Below are 19,004 nucleotides of genomic sequence, written 5' to 3' on the forward strand. Positions count from 1 at the left end.
TCAATTAGGGCGCGCCTCTTCGTAACCCAGTTGCGCCAGCTGCGCGGCGATGGCGTCTTCGCGGGTTTTCTTGCCGGTACGCAGGCGCGCATGCGTGAGCGACGCGGGCAAACCATGCGCCAGCAAGGCGTCGATGTCGAGCATGGTTTCGGATGCCGACAGCTGGCGCAGGGCGGGCAAGGCGGCAAGGCCGGGCAGGCTGTCGAGCGTCTTGCAGGTGTGCAGGCTAAGGCGTTCAAGCACGGGATTGGGCCCCAGCGCGATCTGCCGCAGCTTGATCTGGTCTTCCACCCATAGCGCCTGCAGCAGCGGGAAGCGGCCGACATCGCCCAGCGTTTCCAGGCCGCGCACGCGTATCACTTCCAGTTTCCGCAACAGGGGCGCCTCGATGTGCGCGAGCGATTCGCGCCCGCCCAGCTGCAACAGCAGCTTGTCCAGGCGGGCCATCTCCGAAATGAAATCCAACGGCACCTTGTTCTTGATGCGGTACAGCGACAGCGCGTGCAGCGCCGGCAGGCTGGCCAGGGTGTCGATATGCTGGTGGTGGCCCTCGATGACCAGGCTGGCCAGCTGCGCGTAGTGGCGCAGCGGTGCCAGGTCGATATTGTTTTTGGCCGACTCGCCCAGGTTCAGGTATTCGAGGCCGCGCAAATTATCCAGCTGCAGGATGTCGGCCTGCGCCAGCTGGTACACGCCCAGGCTCAGGCGCTTCAGGTGGCGCAGCTCGCCCAGGGTTTCCAGATGGATGGCTTGCCAGTGGCAGTCGATGGAGAGGCTGGCCACATGCGGCAGCGCGCGCAGGATGCGGGCGTCGAACACCCTCGGGTCGTAACCGTAGATGCGGATGGTCAGCGCCGTGCCACAGGTGGCGGCCAGGGCGTCGAGGTCGGCCAGTAGCGGCTCCGGCTCGCCCAGGGTATCGAACTGCACCAGTACCTGCTGGCCGCCCGCGATGGCGGCGCGGATCGCCGCAGCGTCGATGCGCCCGGGGTTCTGGATGCGTAGCGGCTGTGTTGCTTGCGTCATGGTCACAGTCCTATCGGATAGTCCACTTTCCTGGGAGGAGGGCAGCCTTCCGGCCCCGGAAACGTCTGCTTGCCCGTGTCGTCGTAGCGCTTGCCGCACTCGACGAGCACGCGCTTGCGGAAGGTGTAGATGCTGGCCACCTTGCCATTCGGGTGGTAGCAGATATTGTCGCCGTCGCGGTCGGCCGAAGCGTAGCTGATCATGGTCTCGCCGTTGACCGTGCGCGTGCTGTGGCCACTGCGCGGCTCCGTGCATTTGAGCTGGCCGCTGTCGTAATAGACGTTGAGGACGGAGGTGTCGGCGGCGCGGTCGACCAGCAGTTCATCCTTGCGCTTGCCGTTCGGGTAGTTCGAATAGCCTTCCTGGCGCTGGCCGTACTGGAAGGCGTAGTAATACTGCGGCTTGCCGTCCGGGTAGTACATGTGGTGGTACTCGCATACGTCGTCGCGCGTGCTGCCGTACTCCTTGAAGGTGCAGCGGTGGATGTCGTTGAGCAGCTGGCCGTCTTCATAGTATTCGCGCAGGTGCGTGAGCAGGCGGCCCTGGTCGATGACGGCCAGGCGTTCCGGCTTGCCGTTCGGGTAGTAGCGCGCGTCCAGACCCTGCTTCTTGCCCATGTCCCACAAGGTGTCGAGGCGCAGGATCTTGCCGCTGTCGTCGAACGCCTGTTCGCGCCCATCGAGCTGGCCGCTGCGGTAGGAGGCTGTGTAGACCGCGTATTCCTTGCCGGCCGGGCCCAGATAGCGCGTGCGGCTGCCTTCGAGCACGCCGGCCTGGTAATGGTCGCGCTGGCGCAACGCGCCCTGTGCATCCGTGTCAAGGGCTTCGCCCTGTTTTTTGCCTTGCACGAAAGTGACGCTTTGCGTGGCCTTGTCCTTGAGCTTGAGCTTCCACGGCCCGTCGCGCAAGCCTTCGATGAAGCTGCCGTCGCCGTCTTCCGTGATCCACGCGCCATGGCGCGCGCCGTTGAGGTAGTTGCCGCGCGTTTGCAGCTTGCCGCCCATGCTGCGTTCGTGTGGGCCGTTCAGCTGGCCGCCCGCGTAGGTGTCGAAGCCCTTCACTTCCTCTGCATCGGCATAGTTGACGACCGTCCAGCGGCCCTCGCGCTTGCCGGCCCGGTACATGCCGCTCTCGCTCTGTTTTGGATAATTGAAGGACCACATGCCTTCCTGCAGGCCGTTGACGAAATGGCCTTTTTCGCTGCCTTCATGCATGCCTTCGCGCACCCACAGGCCCTGGCGCTTGCCTTTGGCGTACTGGCCCCGCTCGACCACCGAGCCGTCGTCCCAGGCCAGGCTGTAGATGACGGACAGGCCGTCTTCGCTGCCCGTGAATTGCTGCGGCGCCGTTTCCCACGTCACTTGCCACAGGCGGTAATTGGGCAGGATGCCGGCGCCCGCATCGCTGTACAGGGTGTAGCTGGCGGTGAGAAAACGCTCGCCTTTTTTCTGGAAGGTTTTCTTGTAGGTGATGGCGTCCTTGCCGCCTGCCGCCACGGGTTTGCCGTCATCGCTGTAGTAGCCGACGATGGTGCCTTGCGTATGGTCGATGGCGTCGACCTCCGCATTGCCGCTTTTTCCGCGCGCGACGCTGTAATCCATCGGCGCCAGTTTCGCCAGCGCCGCCTTGACCTGGCCCGCGTTGGGTGCGGTACTTTGCGCCACGATGCGGTTCAGGGCCGGCTGCAAGCCGTCCAGGCGCCGGTACTTGCCGGAACTGCGGTCGTAGCGGTAGGCGCGCAAGCCGTTCTTGCCGTCCTGGCGGAACAGCACCAGCATGGTTTGCACGCTGTCGTCCGAATCCTTGTCCAGCGAGGCGTAGAAGACGGAACGAATGACGGCGTTGCCGAACTGGTCGAGCAAAACGGGTTTCGCACTGCTGCTCTTGCACTCGCAGTAATAGCCGTTGACGCCTTCTTTTTCCTTGAGAAACGCGATGTCGAAGCCGCTGTCTTGCGAAGCGGTGATGGCGGGATGGGCGAGGCTCTTGCCTTCGTAGAAGGGCACGCCATGGGCGAGGGCGGAGCAAAGCAGCAAGGGCAGAAGAACTGGCAACAGCGGACGTTTCATCGTAAGGCTGGCGCCGGGGCGCCGCAATGGAAAGGCCACGATTCTGCCTGCGTTCTTACTTGCGGGCAAATAGGCGCGCGTCTATCGTGTGCGCGCCCCCGTTCAGGGCTGGTGCGCGGCGCAGAAGTCCAGCAGCAGCTGTTCGCCGTCAGGCCACGGGCCATAGCCGGCGTCGCCGTTGATATGGCCGGCGTCGCCGATCATGGTCAGTTCGCTGCCCCAGGCGGAGGCAAACGCGCGCGCCCGCGCGAAACTGACGTAGGGATCATCGCCGCTGGCCACGACCAGGCTGGGAAACGGCAAGGCTTGCAGCGGCATGGGCGAGAAACCCGTGGTGCCGGACGGGTAGGAGGGCGCTTCCACATCGCTGGGGGCGACGAGGAAGGCGCCGGCGATCCTGTGCGGCGAACCGCTGGCCGCCCAGTGGGCCACCAGCGCGCAGGCCAGGCTGTGCGCCGCCAGCACGGGCGGGCGTTCGCAGGCGGCGATGGCGCGGTCGAGCTCCGCCACCCATTCATCCTTGTCCGGCGTCTGCCATTCACTGTGCGGCACGCGCGACCATTGCGGGTGGCGCGCTTCCCAATGGGTTTGCCAGTGCTGCGGCCCGGAATTCCACAGGCCGGCCAGGGTCAGGACCAGAGACGACATCGATGCTCCTTAAAGTTCGGTGCGCAGGGCGAATAATTCAGGGAACAATACCACGTCGAGCATCTTGCGCAAATAGCTCACGCCCGCCGTGCCTCCCGTACCCGTCTTGAAGCCAATGATGCGTTCCACCGTCGTCACGTGGCGGAAGCGCCAGAAGCGGAAGGCCGTTTCCAGGTCCACCAGCTTTTCGGCCAGCTCGTACAGGGCCCAGTGTTTCGACGGGTCGCGGTAGACTTCCAGCCAGGCCGCCTTGACGGAAGCGTCGGTGCTGGTCGGCAGGGTCCAGTCGGCGTCCAGGCGCTCGGGCGCGATGGGCAGGCCGCTGCGTGCCAGCAGCTTGACGGCTTCATCGTAGACGGACGGCGCGCGCAGGGCCGCGTCGAGCACCGCATAGGTTTCCGGCGCCGTCGTGTGCACGTTGAGCAGGGCCGCGTTCTTGTTCCCCAAAATGAATTCGATCTCGCGGTACTGGAAGGACTGGAAACCGGAGGAGGCGCCCAGGTAGGGCCGGATGGCCGTGTATTCGGGCGGCGTCATGGTGGCCAGCACGTCCCAGGCGTGCACCAGCTGGTCCATGATGCGCGCCACGCGGGCCAGCATTTTAAAGGCGGGTGCCAGGTCGCCGCTTTGCAGGTTGGCGCGCACGGCGTGCATTTCGTGCAGCATCAGCTTCATCCACAATTCGCTGGTCTGGTGCTGCACGATGAACAGCATTTCGTTGTGGTTCGGCGATAGCGGATGCTGGGCCGTCAGGATGCGGTCCAGCGCCAGGTAGTTACCGTAGCTCATGGATTCGCTGAAATCCATCTGCGCGCCATGCCATTGCGCATCCTGGGCGCCTGCATGCATGGGGCAGCCGCTGGTGTTTTTCTCGTTCATATTCTTGTCGTCGCTCATGGGGTGATTCAGGTGACGGCATCGCGCTTGGCGGCGATGTCGTAGGCTAGTGTGTCGAGGATGTCGCGCAGGATTTCGACGGCATCCCACACGTCGGCAAAACTCGTGTACAGGGGCGTGAAACCGAAGCGCATGATGGCTGGCTCGCGGTAGTCGCCGATCACGCCACGCGCGATCAGCGCCTGCATCACGGCGTAGCCGTGCGGGTGCGTGAAGCTGACCTGGCTGCCGCGCCGCGCATGCTCGCGCGGTGTGACGAGGCCCAGCGGATGGCTGGCGCAGCGCTGTTCCACCAGCGCGATGAACAGATCGGTCAGGGCCAGCGACTTGCGGCGGATCGCTTCCATGCTCGTTTGCGCAAAGATGTCGAGGCCGCATTCGACCAGGGCCAGCGAGAGTATCGGCTGCGTGCCGCACAGGGCGCGGGCGATACCGTCGGCGGACGCGAAGCCCGGCTCCATGGCGAACGGCGTGGCGTGGCCCCACCAGCCCGATAGCGGCTGGCGGAAGCGCGCCTGGTGTTTTTCCGGCACCCAGATGAAGGCGGGCGAGCCGGGGCCGCCGTTCAGGTATTTATAGGTGCAGCCGACGGCCAGATCGGCGCCGGCGCCGTTCAGGTCCAGCGGCACGGCGCCAGCCGAATGGGCCAGGTCCCACAGCGCCAGCGCGCCTTGCGCGTGGCAATGGCTGCTGATGGCGGCCATGTCGTGCTGGTAGCCGCTGCGGTAGTTGACGTGCGTGAGCATGGCGACGGCGCAATCGGCATCGATCGCCTGCGCCAGTTCTTCCGGGCTGTCGACCAGGCGCAGCTGGTAGCCGCGGTCGAGCCAGGCGGCCAGGCCTTGTGCCATGTACAGGTCGGTGGGGAAGTTGCTGCGTTCGCTGACGATGACCCTGCGCGCGGCCTGTGCGGGATCGCTGGCCTGCATCTGCAGGGCGGCGGCCAGGGCCTTGAACAGGTTGACGGAGGTGGTGTCGGTGATCACCACTTCACCAGTCTGCGCGCCGAGCAGCGGCGCCAGCCGGTCGCCCAGGCGCTTGGGCAGGTCGAACCAGCCGGCCGTATTCCAGCTGCGGATCAGGTTCGTGCCCCATTCGGCCGTGATGACGTGCTGGGCACGGGCCAGGGCCGCTTTCGGCCGGGCGCCCAGGGAGTTGCCGTCGAGGTAAATCACGCCTTGCGGCAAGTCGAATTGCTGGCGCAGGGGCGCCAGGGGGTCGTCGAGATCGCGCGCGCCGCAGTCATGTCGAGAAATCATGGTGGCTTTCATATTGGGACTTGCATTAATGGCACGGTATTGCTTGAGGCCTAAAGTATTGTGCAGAAGCAGGCAGTGTAGCAAATCCCCGTCAAAAAGCGGCATTTCCGCCTGGGATGAAGGGCGGAAAGTGCCGCTCTGCGGGGCGTCAACGAAAAAAATCACGATTTTTTTAAAATATTTTCAAATCACCCTAAAGTTCTGCGATTCGCCGCCGTCAACGATTACATGAACGGCGTCACACCGCCAAAAAGAATGCGGGTCTTTTAAATATTTTTCGAAAAAGCCCTAAAGTTCCTGTCAAGGCAGCCGTTATCTAGGTAAGCAGACTTGATTTTGATCAAGTTGTTGTAAAAAAGTGATATTTTTTACAGGCCTGAAGTCGGGTAAATCGCCTTCAACGTCCATCACCCGCATCCGCGCCGTTACTGGCGTGCGACCATGATCGAGCAGTGTTTGTCAGACAAACACCTACGGTCCTGCCCGCCATTCCCCGACCAAAAATACAGTCCTTCGCCTCTGTTGCGTTTGATGTTGCTCCTGCAGAATGTATCTCACTGGCAACAGACAACGCCAGCTGAATTCAACGGATTGAGGAGATGGAAATGACTGCTAACGACATGATGGCTGAGATTCGCGACGCTAACCTGAGCTACCTGATGCTGGCCCAGCAAATGATTCGTGCGGACAAGGTAACGGCCATCTTCCGTTTGGGCATCGCCGCCGAAATCGCCGAATTGATCGAAGGCATGAGCAATGCGCAGATCCTCAAGCTCGCTGGCGGCAACATGATGCTGGCCCGCTTCCGCTTCGACGACAGCGCCATCCTGGGCATGTTGACGAACTACAATAAAGACCGTTCGCTGGCGCAATCCCATGCTGCCATCTTGATGGCCGGCCAGGGTGTCGAAGAAATCGCCTGATTCAGCAACCTTATTAATTAAGCAGTATCGGTAGTCGGTATCAGTCAGTCGCGGAGTACACAGCATGGCCAAGAAAAGTGTCGTATCGGAAGCGCAAGAAATCCAGCTGGCCATCGAATTGATACAGCTGGGCGCGCGCCTGCAACTGCTGGAGACGGAAGTCTCGCTGTCGCGCGAACGCCTGCTCAATCTGTACAAGGAATTGAAGGGCGTCTCGCCGCCCAAGGGCATGCTGCCCTTTTCCACCGACTGGTTCCTCACCTGGCAGCCGAATATCCATTCCTCGCTGTTCATCAATATCCACAAATTCCTCGTCGACCACGCCGGCGCCACCGGCATCGAAGCCGTGATGAAGGCGTATAAACTGTATCTGGAGCAGATGCCGCCCGAAGCGGGCGAAGAGCCGCTGCTGTCGCTGACGCGGGCCTGGACCCTGGTGCGCTTTTTCAGCAGCAAGATGCTGAACATGGCGCCCTGCGGCAAGTGCGGCGGCAAGTTTGTCGTCAACTGCCTCGACCTGAACGCCGATTATGTCTGCGGCCTGTGCCATATGCCTTCGCGTGCCGGCAAGACCAAGAAGGCGCGCGATGAAGCGGCCGCGGTCGCGTCGCCGAGCCTGGCCACCTGATACTGCCCCCGCATCGTTCAAGCCGGAGCCGGTCGCCAGACCGGACTCCGGTTTTTGCATGGTGCTTTCGCTTACACTGGCGTTTTCCTTCTTTGACTGTCTTTTGACTGCCTCATGCTGCAACAAATCCTGCGCGCGCCCGCGCTCAAGGCCATCCTGATCCAGGTGCTGGCCTTTCCCTTGATGTGGCTATCGGTGTATGGCCTGGCGCGCGCAGGCGTTGCCATGTCGTTGCCGGTCGTGGCCTTGCTGCAGGGCGTGCTGGCGGCGCTCATCACGTGGCGCGCGGGACTGGCGCGCTGGTGGTGCGCCATCGGCCTGCTGTTTGCGCCCGCGCTGCTGGCGGCCAGCCTGCTCGATTTGCCGCCGGCCGTGTTCCTGGCGGCCTTTGTTTTCCTGCTGAGCCTGTACTGGTCCACGTTCCGCACGCAAGTGCCGTTTTACCCGTCCGGGCCGAAGGTGTGGCAGGCCGTGGCCGGGCTGATCGCGGACCGTCCCGGCGTGCGCCTGATCGATATCGGCAGCGGCCTGGGCGGCTTGGTGCTGGACCTGGCGCGGCGCCGGCCCGACGGGCAGTTTTCCGGCATCGAACTGGCGCCGCTGCCGTGGCTGGCGAGCCGCCTGCGCGCACGGCTGTCGGGCAGTCGCGCGCGCTTCCTGCGCGGCGACTACGAAGCGCTCGACTTCGGCCGCTACGATGTGGTCTTTGCCTACCTGTCGCCGGCGGCGATGGCGGCCCTGTGGAATAAGGCGGAAAAGGAAATGTTGCCCGGTAGCATGCTTCTTAGTTACGAATTCCAGATTGCCGCGCGCGAACCCGATAAGACCATCGCCGCCACAGAGGGTGGCCCTTTACTTTACATATGGTGCTTTTAAGCAATTGTCTGCGTTATTTGCTTGCCCGTAGGGCAATCTCACGTTATTGTAGTTCCACACGGCATTTTCTCGGCATTGCATTGAAAAGCAGCACATTTCAATTAACTTCCGGTTGCTTTTTTTGCCGCGGTCTTCGTCGGCGGCGCAGCCGCCAGAAGACGGAAACAGGTTTGAACATGCCGGGCACACAGTCCCGGCCATTATTGGGAGTCAGGGCACTTGTTAGTCATAATCGGATATATCATCGTCTGCGCCTCGGTCTTTGGCGGCTTCGCAATGGCCGGCGGCCATCTGGCGGCGCTGTTCCAGCCGCTGGAGTTGCTGATGATCGGCGGCGCCGCCCTGGGCGCCTTCCTTGTTGGTAACAATAACAAGGCCATCAAGGCGACGATCGCCGCCTTGCCCAGCCTGTTCAAGGGGTCGCGCTATACCAAAGAGCTGTACATGGAACTGATGTCGCTGTTGTTCGAAGTGCTCAGCAAGGTGCGCAAGGAAGGCTTGATGTCGATCGAAGGCGATATCGACAAGCCGGAAGAAAGCCCGCTGTTTTCCAAATACCCGGCCGTGCTGGCCGACCACCACATCGTCGAATTCATGACCGATTACCTGCGCCTGATGGTGTCGGGCAATATGGACGCGTTCCAGATCGAGAATCTGATGGACAACGAAATCGAGACGCACCATCACGAAGGCGCCGTGCCGGCCCACGTGATTGCCAAGGTGGGCGACGGCTTGCCCGCGTTCGGTATCGTCGCCGCCGTGATGGGCGTGGTGCACACGATGGAATCGGTGGGCATACCGCCGGCCGAGCTGGGCATGCTGATCGCGCACGCGCTGGTCGGCACCTTCCTCGGCATCTTGCTGGCGTATGGCTTCGTCGGCCCGCTGGCCAGCCTGCTGGAGCAGAAGCTGGAAGAGTCGAGCAAGATGTTCCAGTGCGTGAAAGTAACCTTGCTGGCCAGCCTGAACGGGTATGCGCCGGCGCTGGCCGTGGAGTTCGGCCGCAAGGTCCTGTTCTCGACCGAGCGCCCGACGTTCAACGAGCTGGAAGACCACATCAAGAAATCGAAAACGAAGTAAGCAGTGAACACACGCCTGGACACCATGATTCATTTGCAGCACACGGAAGGGGGACGCCATGGCCGATGAAGGCATGCGCCCGATTATCGTCAAGCGTATCAAGAAGACGGCTGGCGGCCACCATGGCGGGGCGTGGAAAATCGCCTACGCCGACTTTGTCACGGCCATGATGGCCTTCTTCCTGCTGATGTGGCTGTTGGGCTCCACCTCGAAGGGCGACTTGAACGGCATTTCCGAATTCTTCAAGACACCGCTGAAAGTGGCGATGGCGGGCGGTTCCGGCAGCGGCGAGAGCAATTCCGTGATCCAGGGCGGCGGCCAGGACCTGTCGCGCCAGGATGGACAAGTGCGCAAGGCGCAGGAAGAGCAGCAGCGCAAGTCGTTCGACCTCAATTCCGCCAAGGCAGCGCTCGAACGCGAGGAAGGCAAGCGCCTGCAGGCGCTCAAGGCGCGCATTGAGGCGACTATCGATGCCGATCCCTTGCTGAAGAAATACAAGAACCAATTGCTGCTCGATCTTACCAGCGAAGGCTTGCGCATCCAGATCGTCGACGAGCAGAATCGTCCGATGTTTGCACTCGCCAATGCAAATCTGCAACCCTATACCAAGGAAATTCTGCATGCCATCGGCTTCGTGCTCAATGAAGTACCGAACCGCATCGGCCTGTCCGGGCACACGGATTCGACGCCCTACATGAGCGATGCCGGTTACAGCAACTGGGAATTGTCGGCTGACCGTGCGAATGCGTCGCGGCGCGAACTGGTGATTGGTGGGATGAAGGAAGAAAAAGTATTGCGCGTGGTGGGACTGGGCTCGGCCGCCCACCTGGACAAGCTCGATCCCTTCAATCCGATCAACCGGCGCATCAGCATCATCGTCATGAACAAACGCACGGAAGAAAATGTCTTGCGCGATGGGTCGGCGATCGAGTTGCCGGTGACCGATGCCGCTTCCGCCGCTGTCGCTTCGGGGCTGGCGGCCGGTGCGCCGCCTGCGGTGGCGCCAGCTCCCGGCCCGGCAGCGGCAAAAAAATAACACGCAATGCTGTCAACGCGTAGTGTACTGAAACAATGAGACCTTTATGACAAGAAAGAAAATACTTGGCTCGCATGTAAAACGCCTGCTGTCTGGCGTGTCGGACCATGGCCGCAAGCACTTGACGGAGGTGGAAACCGACCTGGTGCAGACCGGCATCTTGCTGGAAGAGGCGATCGAGAAGCTGTCCTTCAATTTCATGGCGATACACGCAGCCGTCGCTGCGCAGCAAGATACCATCGCCATGCTGCTCGCAGGCGGTATTCCGGCCGAGCAGCAGCGGGAAAAACTGCTGGCATTGCAGGACGAAGTGGGGGGCTACGTGAATGCCGCCATCACCAGCCTGCAGTTCCAGGACATGACCAGTCAGCTGATCGAGCGCACGCTGAAGCGCGTGACGGGCTTGCGCGAGTTCCTTGGTACCCTGGGCTCGCATGGCGCGGAGATGTTGCCGGAGAGCGACAATGAAGAAATTGTCGCCTTGCTGGGGCGGGTCAGCATGGCGCTGGCGATTCAAAGCCTGGAGTTGCGCAGCGTGCTGCGCAAGGCTGTCAGTCAACAGCATTTGGAAAGCGGCGACATCGAGCTGTTCTAGCATGCCAGTGTGGAACGCTTGCGGTTGCATGGATTGATTAATCAAATACTCGGGCAGGATGCCCGGAATAAGTGGGAGCAAAGATGGCCAAAACGATACTTGCAGTGGACGATTCCAGCTCATTGCGCCAGATGGTGGCGTTCAGCCTGAAAGCCGCCGGTTACCAGGTGGTGGAGGCCGTCGACGGCCAGGATGGACTGGAAAAAGCCAAGCTGCAAACCGTGGACCTGGTATTGACGGACCAGAACATGCCGCGCATGGATGGCCTGGAGCTGATCAAGCTGCTGCGTGAACTGCCGACCTACCAGAAGGTGCCGATTTTGATGCTGACGACGGAGTCGTCGGACGAAATGAAGTCGAAAGGACGTGCCGCCGGCGCCAATGGCTGGCTGGTCAAGCCCTTCGATCCGCAACGCCTGATTGAAGTGGTCAAGAAGGTGATCGGCTGATGCCAGCCGCGCAGCACAACGATGCAAATGACGGAGTCACCCTATGACCATCGATATTAGCCAGTTTTTTCAGGTCTTTTTCGATGAGGCCGAAGAACTGCTGGCTGAAAAAGAACGGCTGCTGCTGGCCGTCGATATTGCGGCGCCCGACGCCGAAGACCTGAATGCCATTTTCCGCACCGCCCATTCGATCAAGGGCGGCGCATCGACGTTCGGCCTTTCCGACATGAGCGAGGTGACGCACATCCTCGAGTCGCTGCTCGACCGCATCCGCCAGGGCCAGATGGCCCTGACGGCGGAACACGTCGACGCCTTTTTGGCCGCCAAGGATATCCTCAAGATGCAGCTCGACGGTCACCGTCTGGGCAGCGCCGTCGACCAGGATGCCGTGGCCAATGTGCGCATGATGCTGCAGTCGTTCTCGCAGGACGTGCCCGTGGCCGCGCTTACGCCCGTCGCGCCGGCCTTCCATACGGCGGAAAAGACCGCCGTCAGCCATGCCGGCGGCCATCGCATCCGCCTGGAACTGCCGAAAATGGAAGAGCGCGAAGTCGAGGCGCTGGCGGCCGAACTGGGTTTGCTGGGCGACGTCGCCGTGTCCACCCTGGCCGACGCGCGCAAGGTGCTGGAAGTGACGACGCATGAAAGCCTGGACGATATCCTGGCCATCTGCTCGTTCGTGCTCAATCCCGACGATATGGTGATCACGCAGGCGCCGCCACTGGCGCCAGGCGAAGCTGAAGCGGCCCGCGCGGCGCAGGAAAAAGCCCAGGGTTACGGTTTCTTCGACCCGCTGCCCGGCACGCAGGGCGCGGCGGACCCCGGCTATGGCTTCTTCCAGCCGATCGAGGATATCCGCGCCGCCGCCGGCGTGCAGAGCGAGGCCGAACAGGGTTACGGTTTCTTCCAGCCGCTCGAACAGATACGCGCCGACGCGGCCAAGGCGGGCAATGCCGGCGCTGCCGCCGTGCCGGCCGTGGCCAGCGCTGCGACCGAAGCGGAGCAGGAAAAGAAACCGGCCAGGAAAGAGGGCGAGAAGGCCGGTACCGAATCGTCGTCGATCCGCGTCTCGATTGAAAAAGTCGATCAGCTGATCAACCTGGTGGGCGAGCTGGTGATCACGCAGGCGATGATCGAGCAGCGCGCCAGCGCGCTCGATCCGATGCTGCACGAGAAACTGCTCGACAGCGTCAGCCACCTGACGCGCAATACGCGCGACTTGCAGGAAGCGGTGATGTCGATCCGCATGATGCCGATGGATTTCGTCTTTTCGCGTTTCCCGCGCATGGTGCGCGACCTGGCAACCAAGCTGGGCAAGAAGGTCGACTTCATCACCAATGGCGCCGCCACGGAACTGGACAAGGGCCTCATCGAGCGCATCGTCGATCCGCTGACGCACCTGGTGCGCAACAGTATCGACCACGGCGTTGAAATGCCGGCCGCCCGCGTGGCCGCCGGCAAGACCGAGGCCGGCCGGCTGTTCCTCTCGGCCAGCCACCAAGGCGGCAACATCATCATCGAAGTATCCGATGATGGCGCGGGACTGAACCGCGAGCGCATCCTGGCCAAGGCGCAGCAGCAGGGACTGGACGTGTCCGAGACGATGAGCGACGCCGACGTGTGGCAGCTGATCTTCGCGCCCGGCTTTTCCACCGCCGAGGCGGTCACCGACGTGTCGGGCCGCGGCGTGGGCATGGATGTCGTCAAGCGCAACATCAGCGCCATGGGCGGCGTCGTCGACATCCGTTCGGCGAAGGGCTTCGGCACGACGATTTCGATCTCGCTGCCGCTGACCCTGGCCATCCTGGACGGCATGTCGATCCGCGTGGGCGACGAAGTGTATATTTTACCGCTGGGCTTTGTCATCGAATCGCTGCAGCCAGCCGTTGAGGATATCAAGGACATCAGTGGCAAGGGCCAGGTGGTGAAAGTGCGCGGCGAATACCTGCCGCTGATTCCGCTGTACCAGATGTTCGACATCGCGCCGCGCTTTACCAGTCCCTCGGAAGGCATCTGCGTGATCCTCGAGACGGAAGGGCGCAAGGCGGCCCTGTTTGTCGACGACCTGGTGGGACAACAGCAGGTCGTGGTGAAAAACCTCGAATCGAATTACCGCAAGGTAGTGGGTATTTCTGGCGCCACCATTCTGGGCGATGGCGGCGTGTCGCTGATTCTCGATGTCGCCGCCCTGATCCGTTCCTCGCGCCAGCTGGCCGACGAGTCCATTTTTTCGTAATACCGATAGATAAAAGATAGGAAAACGCACCATGTCAGATACTCAACAAACATCCGGAAGCAATACGGGCGACGGCAAGGACATCGCCGGACGTGAATTCCTGGCCTTCACCCTGGGCTCCGAAGAGTACGGCATCGATATCCTGAAGGTCCAGGAAATCCGTGGTTACGAAGCGGTCACCCGCATCGCCAACGCGCCTGAATTCATCAAGGGCGTGATCAACCTGCGCGGCATCATCATTCCCGTGGTCGACATGCGCATCAAGTTCAACCTGGGCACGCCCGTGTATGACCAGTTCACGGTGGTGATCATCCTGAACATCGGCGGGCGCATCGTCGGCATGGTGGTCGACAGCGTTTCCGACGTCACCACCCTGACGCCGGAGCAGGTCAAACCGGCGCCGGAAATGGGCACCGCCTTCTCGACCGACTACATGATCGGCCTGGGCACCATCGACGAGCGCATGCTGATCCTGGTCGATATCGACAAGCTGATGTCGAGCAGCGAGATGGGCCTGATCGACAAGCTGGCGGCGTAAGCGGCGGCAAGGCGGCGCCCGGTGCGCCGCCGTTTTAGAACGCAAAGAATCACTACAGATATGCATGTACCGGCGCGGGCATCAGCCAGAGGCGCGCCGGCAGGCTGCAAGGTCCGACAGAGACCAGGCCACAACACGGCGCCGTCCGGTTGAACGGGCGCCGTTCACATAAATATTGGAGACTGTAATGAGTTTGCGCGATTTCAAGATAGGCACCCGGCTGGGGATAGGTTTCGGCAGCATTCTCACCATCCTGGTGGTGGTGATCGTTTCGGCGAATGCACTGAATTATCGTAACAAGGCCCAGTTGCTCACGGGCCTGGCACTGGCCAGCGAAAAAAATACGCAGGCGTCGCTGATGAAAAGCGCGATGCTGGAAACCGGTATCGCCATGCGCAATATCGGCTTGCAGGGCGATGTGGGCCTGATGCAGGTGGAAGAGGGCAAGGTGCGCGAGCAGCGCAAGCTGTACGACGGCGCGCGCGGGAAGCTGTCGAGCCTGGGCCTGTCCGATGGCGAGAAGACGCTGCTGGCCAATATCGCCAGGGTCGACGGCGAAGTCGATGCCGCCTTCAAGGAGGCGATGGGGCAGGTGCTGGCGTTTAACAGCGAGGGCGCGGCGAAGGTGATTGCCACCCGCATCGACCCCTTGAACAAGACGACCCTGGCCGATATCAACAAGCTGCTCGACTTGCAGCACGTGGCGCAGCAAAGCTTCATGGACGATTCGCTGGCGGCCGATGCGCGCCTGATGACGGTATTGTTCATCCTGGGCGGCGCGGCGGTGGCGATCGGCGCCTGGTGCGCCATCTTCATCACGCGCTCGATCACGGTGCCATTGTCCGGCGCCCTTGCGGTGGCGCAGAAGGTGGCAGCGGGCGAGCTGACGGCGCGCGTGGTGGTCGAGGGCAAGGATGAAACGAGCGCGCTGCAGCAGGCATTGAAGGACATGAACGAGAGCCTGGTGCAGACGGTCAGCGACGTGCGCAACGGGACGGACACGATTACCGTGGCCTCGCGCGAAATCGCCAGCGGCAATGCGGACCTGTCGGCGCGCACGGAAACGCAGGCCAGTTCGCTCGAAGAGACGGCGTCGTCGATGGAAGAACTGACGTCGACCGTGAAGCAGAACGCGGACAACGCGCGCCAGGCCAATCAATTGGCCGTGTCGGCGTCGTCGGTGGCGGAGCAGGGCGGCAAGGTGGTGGCGCAAGTGGTCGATACCATGGGTTCCATCAAGGACAGTTCGCGCAAGATCGTCGACATCATCGGCGTCATCGACGGCATCGCGTTCCAGACGAATATCCTGGCGCTGAATGCGGCCGTCGAGGCGGCGCGCGCAGGCGAGCAGGGACGCGGCTTTGCCGTGGTGGCGTCGGAAGTACGCAATCTGGCGCAACGCTCCGCTGGCGCCGCGAAAGAGATCAAGGGCCTGATCGGCGACTCGGTCGACAAGGTCGATGCGGGCAGCCGCCTGGTGGACGAGGCGGGGCAGACCATGGGTTTGATCGTCACGTCGATCCGGCAGGTGGCCGATATCATGGGCGAGATCACGGCGGCAACGCAGGAACAGAGCCATGGCATCGAAGAGGTGAACCAGGCCATCGCGCAGATGGACCAGATGACGCAGCAGAACGCGGCGCTGGTCGAGGAAGCGGCGGCGGCCGCCGAAAGCATGCAGGACCAGGCACAAAAACTGGCCGACGCCGTTCGCATCTTCAAGCTCGATGGCGAGAGCGCGGCGCCGGCGGCCATGTCCGCGCCGGTGAAAGCGCCGGCACGGCCGGCGCCAAGTGTGGCGCCAAATACACGGCGGTTGGCAAAGGCGGCGCAGGCCGGCACGCCACCGCCGGCGAAAAAGCTGGCGGCGGCCGGCGGCGACGATTGGGAAGAGTTCTGACGCCAACCCGGTCCCGCTAGTTATACTTGCAAAGGCATTGGTCAGAGTAGTCATAGAGAGGTAAAAATAAAATGCCGCAAACTAAAACGGATTCGGTCAAGGAATTTGATTTCACTGGCAAGGACTTCGAACGGGTCCGCGCCATGATTTACAAGCGGGCCGGCATCGCGCTGGCCGACAGCAAGCAGGAAATGGTCTACAGCCGCCTGGCCAGGCGCTTGCGCGCGACCGGCATTTCCTCCTTCGTCCGCTACCTGGACGACCTGGAAGCGGGCCGCATGGGCGACGAGTGGGAAGCGTTCACGAATGCGCTGACGACCAACCTGACGTCGTTCTTCCGCGAGGCGCATCACTTCCCGCTGCTGGCCGAGCATGTGAAAAAACTGAGCGGGCCTATCACCATCTGGTGTTCGGCCAGTTCCACCGGCGAGGAGCCGTATTCGATCGCCATGACGGTGTGCGAGGCGTTCAATACGCTCACGCCGCCCGTCACCATCATCGCCACGGACATCGACACGAACGTGCTGGCCACGGCCGCCAATGGCGTCTACAACCTGGACCGGCTCGACAAGATGCCCGCCGACCGTGCGCGGCGCTTTTTCTTGCGCGGCAAGGGCGATCGCGAGGGGCAGGTACGGGTGCGCCCGGAACTGCGCCAGATGATCACCTTCAAGCCGCTCAACCTGCTGGCCGACGGCTGGCCATTGACTGGCCAGTTCGACGTCATCTTTTGCCGTAACGTGATGATTTATTTTGACAAGGCGACGCAGCGCAAGATCCTGTCGCGCTTTGTGCCCTTGATGAAGCCCGATGCCCTGCTGTTTGCGGGCCATTCGGAGAATTTTCTGTACGTGTCGGATTCATTGAAGCTGCGCGGTAAAACAGTCTATGAGCTCGATCAGCCTCGGGGCGCCGCGCCCAAGGCATCGTCGCATCGTACATGAGAGTGAAATATGAGCCTGGAATCCAAAGAGCAATTTGCCACTAACGTCTATTACGACAGGACGTTCAATTGTGACGCCGCCAAGATCTTGCCTGGTGAGTATTACTTTACCAACAAGGACATGCTGATCGTCACCGTGCTCGGCTCCTGCGTCTCGGCCTGCATCCGCGACCGCGTCACGGGCCTGGGCGGCATGAACCATTTCATGCTGCCCGACGGCGGCAGCGATCCGAACAGTCCGATTTCCGCGTCGATGCGCTATGGCACTTACGCCATGGAGATATTGATCAACGATCTGCTGAAGGCGGGCGCGCGGCGCGAGAACATGGAAGCGAAGGTGTTCGGCGGCGGCGCCGTACTGCGCGGCTTCACGGCGATCAACGTCGGTGAACGCAATGCGGCTTTCGTCATCAATTACCTGAAGGCGGAAAAGATGCGCGTGGTGGCCGAGGACTTGAACGACATCCACCCGCGCAAGGTGTATTTTTTCCCCCGCAGCGGCAAGGTGCTGGTGAAAAAGCTGATGCAGACGCATAACGATACGCTGGTACGCCGCGAACTCGATTACGCCAGCCGCTTGAAAGTCGCGCCGGTGGGCGGCGAGGTCGAGCTGTTCTAGTAACACCAGACCAAACCTGCTGCGCGTCGTGCTTTGCGGCCTGCGATGCTCACCGTGCTTCAGCACGGTTGCGCTTCTTAGCCACAAATCACTGCCGCTCGCTACGGTTTTGTCTGGCGTTTTTACCGATTAAGAATAAGGGCCGCAAGGCTTGGAAGGATATTTTATGAAGATCAAAGTATTGATCGTGGATGATTCGGCGCTGATTCGCAGCGTCATGACGGAAATCGTAAACAGCCAGCCCGACATGGAAGTGGTGGGCGCTGCGCCCGATCCGCTGGTGGCGCGCGAGATGATCAAGCAGACCAACCCCGACGTGCTGACCCTCGACGTCGAGATGCCGAAGATGGATGGCCTCGATTTCCTGGAAAAGCTGATGCGCTTGCGCCCGATGCCGGTATTGATGGTGTCGTCCTTGACCGAGCGCGGTTCGGAAATCACCATGCGCGCGCTGGAGCTGGGCGCCGTCGATTTCGTCACCAAGCCGAAGATTTCCATCCAGAGCGGCATGCGCGAGTATACGGACATGATCGCCGACAAGATCCGCGCCGCTTCGAAGGCGCGCATCCGCGCGCGCACGCTGCCGTCGGCGGGCGACAGGGTCGCCGCACCGCTGCCTGCGCTGCGCAGCCCCTTGACGTCGAGCGAAAAGCTGATCATCGTAGGCGCCTCCACGGGCGGCACGGAAGCGATCCGCGAATTTTTGATGCAGATGCCGTCCGATTGCCCCGGCATCCTGATCACGCAGCACATGCCGGAAGGCTTTACGCGCTCGTTTGCGCGCCGCCTCGATTCGCTGTGCAAGATCTCGGTGCAGGAAGCGGCGGGCGGCGAACGGGTGCTGCCCGGCCACGCCTACATCGCGCCCGGCCATTCGCACCTGACCCTGACGCGCAGCGGCGCCAATTACATGACCAAGATCGACCAGGGCGAACCGGTCAACCGCCACCGCCCCTCGGTCGATGTGCTGTTCCGTTCGGCCGCGCAGTCGGCGGGCAAGAATGCCGTCGGCGTGATCCTGACCGGCATGGGCAAGGATGGCGCACAAGGCATGTTGGAGATGAAGGCCGCAGGAGCGTATAATTTTGCGCAGGATGAAGCCAGTTGCGTGGTGTTCGGCATGCCGCGCGAGGCGATCGCCGTTGGTGCCACGCATGAGGTCGGCGCTTTGACGGCGCTGCCCGGCATGGTGCTGGGACACCTGGCTGCGCATGGCATGCGTGCTTTGCGCGTGTAAGCCACGTTTTGTATGATCTGGGGCAAGTTTGTTCGCCTAAAAGCA

18 protein-coding genes are annotated in these 19,004 nt (G+C 62.0%); 13 read left to right on the forward strand and 5 right to left on the reverse strand.

Features of this window, described 5'->3' with window-relative positions:
- The 5 genes from CLU91_RS25575 to kynU form a co-directional block, all read right to left on the reverse strand.
- Positions 1–1,026 (reverse strand): hypothetical protein, encoded by a 1,026-nt coding sequence (locus CLU91_RS25575; RefSeq protein ID WP_100876366.1) that lies wholly within the window; start codon positions 1,024–1,026, stop codon positions 1–3.
- Positions 1,027–1,028: 2 nt separating this feature from the next.
- The gene (locus CLU91_RS25580) at positions 1,029–3,095 is read right to left on the reverse strand and encodes a hypothetical protein (protein WP_157814809.1); all 2,067 of its coding nucleotides are present in this window, start codon (positions 3,093–3,095) and stop codon (positions 1,029–1,031) included.
- 102 nt (positions 3,096–3,197) lie between these two features.
- Positions 3,198–3,743 carry an RBBP9/YdeN family alpha/beta hydrolase gene (locus CLU91_RS25585; RefSeq protein WP_100876368.1) on the reverse strand — a complete coding sequence of 182 codons (546 nt, stop codon included), beginning with the start codon at positions 3,741–3,743 and terminating at the stop codon, positions 3,198–3,200.
- Between the two features lie 9 nt (positions 3,744–3,752).
- A complete protein-coding gene (gene kynA, locus CLU91_RS25590) occupies positions 3,753–4,640 on the reverse strand; it encodes a tryptophan 2,3-dioxygenase (protein ID WP_100876369.1) in 888 nt (295 codons plus the stop codon).
- A gap of 8 nt (positions 4,641–4,648) precedes the next feature.
- Positions 4,649–5,899 carry a kynureninase gene (kynU, locus tag CLU91_RS25595; protein ID WP_100876925.1) on the reverse strand — a complete coding sequence of 417 codons (1,251 nt, stop codon included), beginning with the start codon at positions 5,897–5,899 and terminating at the stop codon, positions 4,649–4,651.
- A gap of 605 nt (positions 5,900–6,504) precedes the next feature.
- On the opposite strand from kynU, the gene flhD reads away from it, so the two are divergent.
- The 13 genes from flhD (at position 6,505) to CLU91_RS25660 (ending at position 18,959) form a co-directional block, all read left to right on the forward strand.
- On the forward strand, positions 6,505–6,822 hold the full coding sequence (flhD, locus tag CLU91_RS25600; RefSeq protein ID WP_034758381.1) for a flagellar transcriptional regulator FlhD: 318 nt from the start codon (positions 6,505–6,507) through the stop codon (positions 6,820–6,822).
- A 64-nt stretch (positions 6,823–6,886) separates the two neighbouring features.
- The gene (flhC, locus tag CLU91_RS25605; RefSeq protein WP_100876370.1) at positions 6,887–7,450 is read left to right on the forward strand and encodes a flagellar transcriptional regulator FlhC; all 564 of its coding nucleotides are present in this window, start codon (positions 6,887–6,889) and stop codon (positions 7,448–7,450) included.
- Between the two features lie 114 nt (positions 7,451–7,564).
- On the forward strand, positions 7,565–8,326 hold the full coding sequence (locus CLU91_RS25610) for a class I SAM-dependent methyltransferase (RefSeq protein WP_100876371.1): 762 nt from the start codon (positions 7,565–7,567) through the stop codon (positions 8,324–8,326).
- Between the two features lie 219 nt (positions 8,327–8,545).
- Complete coding sequence (gene motA / locus CLU91_RS25615; RefSeq protein ID WP_034758373.1) at positions 8,546–9,406, forward strand: flagellar motor stator protein MotA; 861 nt, start codon at positions 8,546–8,548, stop codon at positions 9,404–9,406.
- 58 nt (positions 9,407–9,464) lie between these two features.
- Positions 9,465–10,442, forward strand: a complete 978-nt coding sequence (gene motB / locus CLU91_RS25620) for a flagellar motor protein MotB (RefSeq protein ID WP_100876372.1) — start codon at positions 9,465–9,467, stop codon at positions 10,440–10,442.
- 46 nt (positions 10,443–10,488) lie between these two features.
- The gene (locus CLU91_RS25625; RefSeq protein WP_071078262.1) at positions 10,489–11,037 is read left to right on the forward strand and encodes a chemotaxis protein; all 549 of its coding nucleotides are present in this window, start codon (positions 10,489–10,491) and stop codon (positions 11,035–11,037) included.
- An 83-nt stretch (positions 11,038–11,120) separates the two neighbouring features.
- Complete coding sequence (locus CLU91_RS25630) at positions 11,121–11,486, forward strand: response regulator (RefSeq protein WP_034758362.1); 366 nt, start codon at positions 11,121–11,123, stop codon at positions 11,484–11,486.
- Between the two features lie 43 nt (positions 11,487–11,529).
- Complete coding sequence (gene cheA, locus CLU91_RS25635) at positions 11,530–13,722, forward strand: chemotaxis protein CheA (protein ID WP_100876373.1); 2,193 nt, start codon at positions 11,530–11,532, stop codon at positions 13,720–13,722.
- Positions 13,723–13,753: 31 nt separating this feature from the next.
- The gene (locus tag CLU91_RS25640) at positions 13,754–14,260 is read left to right on the forward strand and encodes a chemotaxis protein CheW (protein ID WP_071078260.1); all 507 of its coding nucleotides are present in this window, start codon (positions 13,754–13,756) and stop codon (positions 14,258–14,260) included.
- 187 nt (positions 14,261–14,447) lie between these two features.
- Positions 14,448–16,160: a methyl-accepting chemotaxis protein gene (locus CLU91_RS25645; protein WP_100876374.1), complete on the forward strand. Its 1,713-nt coding sequence runs from the start codon at positions 14,448–14,450 to the stop codon at positions 16,158–16,160.
- Between the two features lie 71 nt (positions 16,161–16,231).
- Positions 16,232–17,104, forward strand: a complete 873-nt coding sequence (locus CLU91_RS25650; RefSeq protein ID WP_035826600.1) for a CheR family methyltransferase — start codon at positions 16,232–16,234, stop codon at positions 17,102–17,104.
- A gap of 9 nt (positions 17,105–17,113) precedes the next feature.
- Entirely contained in the window at positions 17,114–17,722 is a 609-nt protein-coding gene (gene cheD, locus CLU91_RS25655) for a chemoreceptor glutamine deamidase CheD (protein ID WP_034758343.1), read from the forward strand.
- 166 nt (positions 17,723–17,888) lie between these two features.
- Complete coding sequence (locus CLU91_RS25660; RefSeq protein ID WP_100876375.1) at positions 17,889–18,959, forward strand: protein-glutamate methylesterase/protein-glutamine glutaminase; 1,071 nt, start codon at positions 17,889–17,891, stop codon at positions 18,957–18,959.
- Positions 18,960–19,004: the final 45 nt, after the last annotated feature.

The sequence above is a fragment of the Janthinobacterium sp. 64 genome (genome assembly GCF_002813325.1).
Classification (GTDB): Bacteria; Pseudomonadota; Gammaproteobacteria; order Burkholderiales; family Burkholderiaceae_D; genus Janthinobacterium.